Below are 6,293 nucleotides of genomic sequence, written 5' to 3'. Positions count from 1 at the left end.
GGTGTATTGCATTGCCATTCTCAATTTTCGCTATGATGAAACCGAAGAGCTGGCAAAGTTTTCGCCGGGATGTGTGTTTAAAAGACCAAGATGGCGACGTGTTTTTTGACAAGTTGCATTTTAAGTTTTTACAAATGCCATTATTTACCAAGCAAGAACATGAATTAGCGACGCATTTTGATAAATGGGTGTATTTCTTAAAGCATCTGGAAAGCCTAGACCATATTCCGACCATTTTAAACGAGCCTATTTTCCAAAAAGGTTTTGAAATCGCAGAATTAGCGCATTTAAGCCCTAAGCAATTTGATGCTTACCAAAAAAGCTTATTGGAGTATTGGGATGTGGAAAATGTCAGTGAAACAGCGTTTGAAGATGGACTGAATAAAGGTATAGTCAAAGGCTTAGCGCAAGGGCGCATTGAAGGCCAACGCGAAGCGCAGCAAATCATCGCTAAAACCATGCTAGCCGAAGGTTTAAGTGTCGAATTAATCACCAAGATTACTGGCTTAAGCTTTAGCGAGATTGAACAACTGAAGGTTAACTTTTAACGACAACTATGCCTAAACCGTATTCTTTCCCACTCGATTTTATTACAGGCCATGTTGATATGAGTCATGGTGGTGGCGGTAAAGCCATGGCACAGTTGATTACCGAATTATTTACGCAACACTTTGATAATACCTGGCTGCAACAGCAAAACGATCAAGCGGTTTTAACGTTACCGCCGGGGCGTGTAGCGATAAGTACCGATAGCCATGTTATTTCGCCGTTGTTTTTTCCGGGTGGTGATATAGGCTCATTAGCGGTACACGGTACGGTTAATGATGTCGCAATGTCAGGTGCTAAGCCGTTATATATAACGGCCGGATTTATTATAGAAGAAGGCTTTCCACTGGCTGAGCTAAAACGCATTGTGATTAGCATGGCTAACGCGGCAGTACAAGCCGGTACGCCGATTGTGACCGGCGATACTAAAGTGGTTGAAAGTGGTAAAGCCGATGGTGTGTTTATTACGACAACTGGGATTGGTGTGATTCCTGATGGGGTGCATATCTCTGGCGATCAAGCACAACCGGGCTGTGCGGTTTTAGTGAGTGGCTCTATCGGCGATCATGGGGTGGCAGTGATGGCAAGCCGAGAAAATCTTACATTTCAAACACGGATTCTTTCAGATTCTGCTGCTCTCAATGGTTTAGTGGCTGATATGGTCGCTGTTGCACCTACGGCATTACGCTGTTTACGCGACCCTACGCGTGGTGGTTTAGCCACATCCTTAAATGAGCTGGCTAATCAATCGGGTGTTGGTATTGTGATTAACGAAGCTCCGCTGCCGATTAAAGCGGAAGTGAAAGCGGCTTGTGAAATCTTGGGGTTAGACCCGCTTTATGTCGCCAATGAAGGTAAATTAGTCTGTGTCTGTGATGCCAATGCCGCTGATGCATTATTAACGGTTATGCGTAACCATCCTCTTGGGCGCGATGCTGCGCTGATTGGTGAAGTCATTGCCGACCCGCATCACTTTGTGCAAATGAACACGGCGTTTGGTGGGCGTAGAATTGTCGATTGGCCCGTAGGTGAGCAATTGCCGCGTATTTGTTAATGGTGGCGAAAGCGATTCGCGCACGCGGTGTTGTACAAGGCGTAGGTTTTAGACCAACGATTTGGCGCTTGGCGCAACGCTTTGGTTTAACCGGCGCGGTTTGGAATGATGGGCAAGGCGTAATGATTCATGTGTATGGTCGCGCGGCTGATATGGATGCATTTATAGCGGCTATCCCTAATGAACTGCCACCTTTGGCAAGACTAGAGACACTAGAAGTTGCCGACTTACCTGACTTAACAAGTCCTAATAGCTTTGCAATTGTAACCAGCCAGCAAGGCGCTATTACTACCGCTATCGCTGCTGATGCGGCAACCTGTCCAGACTGTTTAGCGGACATTTCAGACCCCAATAACCGGCGTTATCGCTACCCATTCACGAATTGCACGCACTGCGGTCCGCGCTTATCAATAGTTAATAGAATACCTTATGATCGTAGCCATACCAGTATGGCTACATTCAGTCAATGCGCGTTATGCCAGCAAGAATATGATGACCCCAGTGACCGTCGTTTTCATGCGCAAGCCAATTGCTGCCCCGTGTGTGGCCCGGCGTTTTTGGCTAGAAGATTCTACTGGACAAAAACTAACCCGCGACAATGACTATGCCGGTATTCATTTAACCGCAGATGTTCTTCGTCAAGGCCATGTTGTTGCGATTAAAGGTCTAGGCGGCTTTCATCTAGCCTGTGATGCTAGCAATGCTGAAGCGGTTAATACGCTAAGACAGCGTAAACAACGTTATGCTAAACCGTTTGCGTTAATGGCAAGCAATGTCGAACAAATCGAAGTGTATGCTTATGTGAATGCCATCGAGCGGCAAGTCTTACAGGGTAAAGCCGCGCCTATTGTTATCTTAACCGCCAAAAATCATGGCTTGCCTCGCAGTATCTCGCCCGATTCAGACGCGTTAGGTTTTATGTTGCCATATACACCGCTACATAGTTTGTTAATGCACGCGTTTGATGCGCCTATCGTGTTGACTTCCGGTAACCGCTCGGAGCAACCGCAATGTATTGACAACGATGAGGCACGTAGCCAATTGGCTGGTATTGCCGACTATTTCTTGCTGCATAATCGCGCTATAGTTAACCGTTTAGATGATTCGGTTGTACGTGTTAGCAATGGCAACACGCATTTGTTACGTCGAGCACGCGGCTATTGTCCAGAAGCGCTACGTTTGCCGCCCGGTTTTGAAGCTGCTGACGGCATACTTGCAATGGGAGCGGAATTAAAAAATAGCTTCTGCTTGATTAAACAAGGTCAAGCGATAGTCGCTCAACATGTGGGCGATTTAGAAAACGCTACCGTACAACAGGATTACCGCCAGGCGATTACGCTTTATCGTCAGCTCCACGATTTTACGCCTACGTGCATTACGGTTGATAAACATCCAGGCTATTTATCTAGCCAATATGGGCAAGCGTTAACGCAACAAGAACAGCTTGCACTGAGCAGCGTACAACATCACCATGCGCATTTAGCTGCTTGTTTAGCTGAAAACGCCATTAGTCTAAATGCTCCACCGGTGTTAGCGGCTATTTTTGATGGTTTAGGCTTAGGTGATGATGGACAGTTATGGGGAGGCGAGTTTTTCTTAGGCGATTATAGGCGGTGTGAGCGCTTAGCGTATTTTGAACCCATTGCGATGCTTGGCGGCAGCCAAGCAATACGCGAACCGTGGCGCAATAGCTATGCTCAGCTTGCACATTATTTTGCATGGGACGAGTTAAAAGAAAACTATGCCGATGTAGCGTTTATCCAACAACTGAATAGCAAACCCTTAGCGTTGTTGGATACTATGCGCGCTAAAAAACTTAACTCGCCATTGAGTAGCTCTTGTGGACGTTGGTTTGACGCGTTTGCTGCCGCTTTAGGTGTTCATGCTGAAACGATTAGTTATGAAGGTCAAGCTGCCGTTGCCTTAGAAACGCTAGCGGCTTCGGCATTTGTACAAGAAAGTGCTTACCCTAATGCTCATTGCTTAACCTTACACAACCAGCACTTTATCTTAAGCTGGGCTAATTTATGGCGTTATGTGTTAGACGATTTAAAACAGTGTGTGGCAACTCAGCAAATAGCCGCCAGGATTCATCATAGCTTAGTCGCTGCCACCATTGAAACGTTGCTAACACTTAGCTTAAAAACTGGCGTCTCTGATGTTGTATTAAGCGGCGGCGTATTTCAAAATCGCTTGTTATTAGAAGCGGTCAGTAACGGCCTGCAGCGGTTAGGTAAGAATGTGTTGCTACCTAAGCAGTATCCGATGAATGATGGCGGATTAGCGTTAGGGCAAGCGGCAATTGTTAGCGCGTTAACACTTTTTAGAGAATAAAATTGGCGTACATGCTTTAATGTAATGTGTGAATAAAACTGGCGGCTGTTGAAATGGTGAACGTAAAACTCGACGCCTTTTTCCGCGCGTCTGGCATTTATTAGCATGGCTGAATTATGTTTAACACAGCAAAATCTGCGACAAAACCAGCCATTGGTCGCATGAAATATTTAAATAATAAGTAAAGAAGGCAAATATGAAAGCAAATATTGGTTTAATCGGTTTGGCCGTAATGGGTCAAAATCTAGTATTGAACATGAACGACCATGGTTTCAAAGTGGCGGTCTACAACCGCACTACCAGCAAAGTGGACGAGTTTTTGGAAGGGCCAGCCAAGGACACTATGGTGATTGGTACCCATTCGCTACAGGAATTAGTGGATAGCTTGGAAACGCCGCGTAAGGTGATGCTGATGGTAAAAGCAGGCTCTGTGGTCGATGACTATATTGACGACTTACTGCCACTGCTATCGCCAGGTGACATCATTATTGACGGTGGTAATTCGCTGTTTACCGATACTAACCGACGCACCACCTATTTAGCCGAAAAAAGGTTTATTGTATATTGGCACTGGTGTATCTGGGGGTGAGGAAGGGGCTCGTCATGGGCCATCGATTATGCCTGGCGGCAATCAAGCTGCATGGCCAGCCGTGCAGCCGATTTTTCAAGCCATTAGCGCCCATGTCGATGGCGAACCTTGCTGCGAATGGGTAGGCGATAATGGTGCCGGACATTATGTGAAAATGGTGCATAACGGCATCGAATACGGCGATATGCAGTTGATTTGCGAAGCCTACCAGTTATTGTCGGAAGGATTGGGTTTGAGCACTGATGAGATGCAGGCCGTTTTTGCAGAATGGAACCGGGGTGAATTGAGCTCTTATTTAATCGAGATTACCGCCAATATCTTAGCTTACCGAGATGGCAATGGTCAGCCGTTGCTGAACAGTATTTTGGATACGGCTGGCCAAAAAGGCACAGGCAAGTGGACCGGCATTAACGCACTGGATTTAGGAGTTCCATTGACGCTAATCGGCGAATCAGTGTTTGCCCGTTGTTTGTCTGCGCAAAAAAGACGAGCGGGTTAGAGCCGCGCAGGTACTACCTAAAGCTACTGCAAAGTTCAACGGCGATAAAGAGGCTATGATCGTGGCTATCCGACAAGCCTTGTACGCTTCCAAAATTATTTCCTATGCACAGGGCTTTCGCTTGATGCGGGAAGCTGCTAAGGAATACAAGCTGAGTTTGAATTACGGCGACATTGCTTTAATGTGGCGTGGAGGCTGTATTATCCGTAGTCAGTTCTTAAACGATATTAAACAAGCTTACACGCAAAACCCTGAGCTAGAGAATCTGCTGTTAGCGGATTTCTTTATCGATGCTATGGCTAAAGCAGAAGCGGGCTGGCGGCAAGCGGTGATTTTGGCTGTCCAATTAGGCATTCCAACACCTGCGTTCTCGTCGGCTTTAGCCTATTATGATGGTTATCGCAGTGAGCGCTTGCCTGCAAATTTATTACAAGCCCAGCGTGATTATTTCGGCGCGCATTCCTACGAGCGCGTTGACAAGCCCAGAGGCGAATTTTTTCATACTGACTGGACCGGCCACGGCGGTAAAACAGCGTCGACAACTTATACTGTTTGATGAAAACACGTCTTGATGTTTTGCGGCTTTATGCCGCACTACTTCAAGAGGTCTGGATTTAGGGTGGTTACAAAGAGCCACCCATCATCGTAGTCATTATTTTCGGTTTAACGATTATACAAGGCCAAAACCTGTTTGACATAGTTCTGCGTTTCGGGATAAGGCGGAATCGAATTATTGTATTTCAGTACGGCATTTTCACCGGCATTGTAAGCTGCGACCGCTAAGTGCAGATTAGGCTCGAACATATCGATTAAATATTTTAAATAATGCGCGCCACCATCGACGTTTTGATCTGGGTCGTTTCTATCATAAACACCGAAACGTTGCGCCGTTCCTGGCATCAGTTGCATAAGTCCTACGGCGCCTGCGCGAGATACAGCAGTGGGGTTATAGGCGGATTCGGTTTGGATAACGGCGTGTAATAGCTTTGGATCGACTTGATAGCGCGAGGCGACTTGTTCGATTAAACCAGAATAACGCTGTTTATTTTCTGATGAAAAGCGATGTAGTCTTGGTGAGTAGTTGCTTAAGGTCGTATAGGTTGTGGAGGGCGGTTTCGGTAGACTCTTAATAATACGCTTGAATTTATTGTTTTTGGGTTTATCTGTGTAGTAAACCCGTCCATCTATATCGACAAATTTATAAATATCGGCATAAGCGGTTGCTGTTGATAACACGCTTAAGATAAACAATGAAATTTTCAACATATTTC

Annotated in this window: 5 protein-coding genes and 1 pseudogene; 5 read left to right on the top strand and 1 reads right to left on the bottom strand. The window is 46.0% G+C overall.

All coding sequences use genetic code 11. The annotated features are described in order from the left end of the window. From VZ94_RS06320 to gnd, 5 genes and pseudogenes are all read left to right on the top strand, one after another. Positions 1-548 (top strand): Rpn family recombination-promoting nuclease/putative transposase (locus VZ94_RS06320; protein WP_239649685.1); only part of this gene is annotated, 548 nt, incomplete at its 5' end. An 8-nt stretch (positions 549-556) separates the two neighbouring features. Then, entirely contained in the window at positions 557-1,600 is a 1,044-nt protein-coding gene (hypE, locus tag VZ94_RS06315; protein WP_045778588.1) for a hydrogenase expression/formation protein HypE, read from the top strand. Then, positions 1,600-2,202: an acylphosphatase gene (locus VZ94_RS28190; RefSeq protein ID WP_239649684.1), complete on the top strand. Its 603-nt coding sequence runs from the start codon at positions 1,600-1,602 to the stop codon at positions 2,200-2,202. Before hypE ends, VZ94_RS28190 begins: the two co-directional genes overlap by 1 nt. Next, the gene (gene hypF / locus VZ94_RS06310) at positions 2,117-3,934 is read left to right on the top strand and encodes a carbamoyltransferase HypF (RefSeq protein ID WP_239649683.1); all 1,818 of its coding nucleotides are present in this window, start codon (positions 2,117-2,119) and stop codon (positions 3,932-3,934) included. The genes VZ94_RS28190 and hypF overlap by 86 nt, the downstream gene beginning before the upstream one ends. 196 nt (positions 3,935-4,130) lie before the next feature. Then, positions 4,131-5,578: pseudogene (gnd, locus tag VZ94_RS06305) on the top strand (decarboxylating NADP(+)-dependent phosphogluconate dehydrogenase). A gap of 107 nt (positions 5,579-5,685) precedes the next feature. On the opposite strand, the gene VZ94_RS06300 reads toward gnd, so the two are convergent. Further along, positions 5,686-6,288, bottom strand: a complete 603-nt coding sequence (locus VZ94_RS06300) for a lytic transglycosylase domain-containing protein (RefSeq protein WP_045778587.1) — start codon at positions 6,286-6,288, stop codon at positions 5,686-5,688. Between the last annotated feature and the right edge of the window lie 5 nt (positions 6,289-6,293).

Origin of the sequence: Methylocucumis oryzae, assembly GCF_000963695.1 — a bacterium.
In the GTDB taxonomy this organism is placed as follows: domain Bacteria; phylum Pseudomonadota; class Gammaproteobacteria; order Methylococcales; family Methylomonadaceae; genus Methylovulum; species Methylovulum oryzae.
This window is presented reverse-complemented; position numbering and strand designations above follow the sequence as displayed.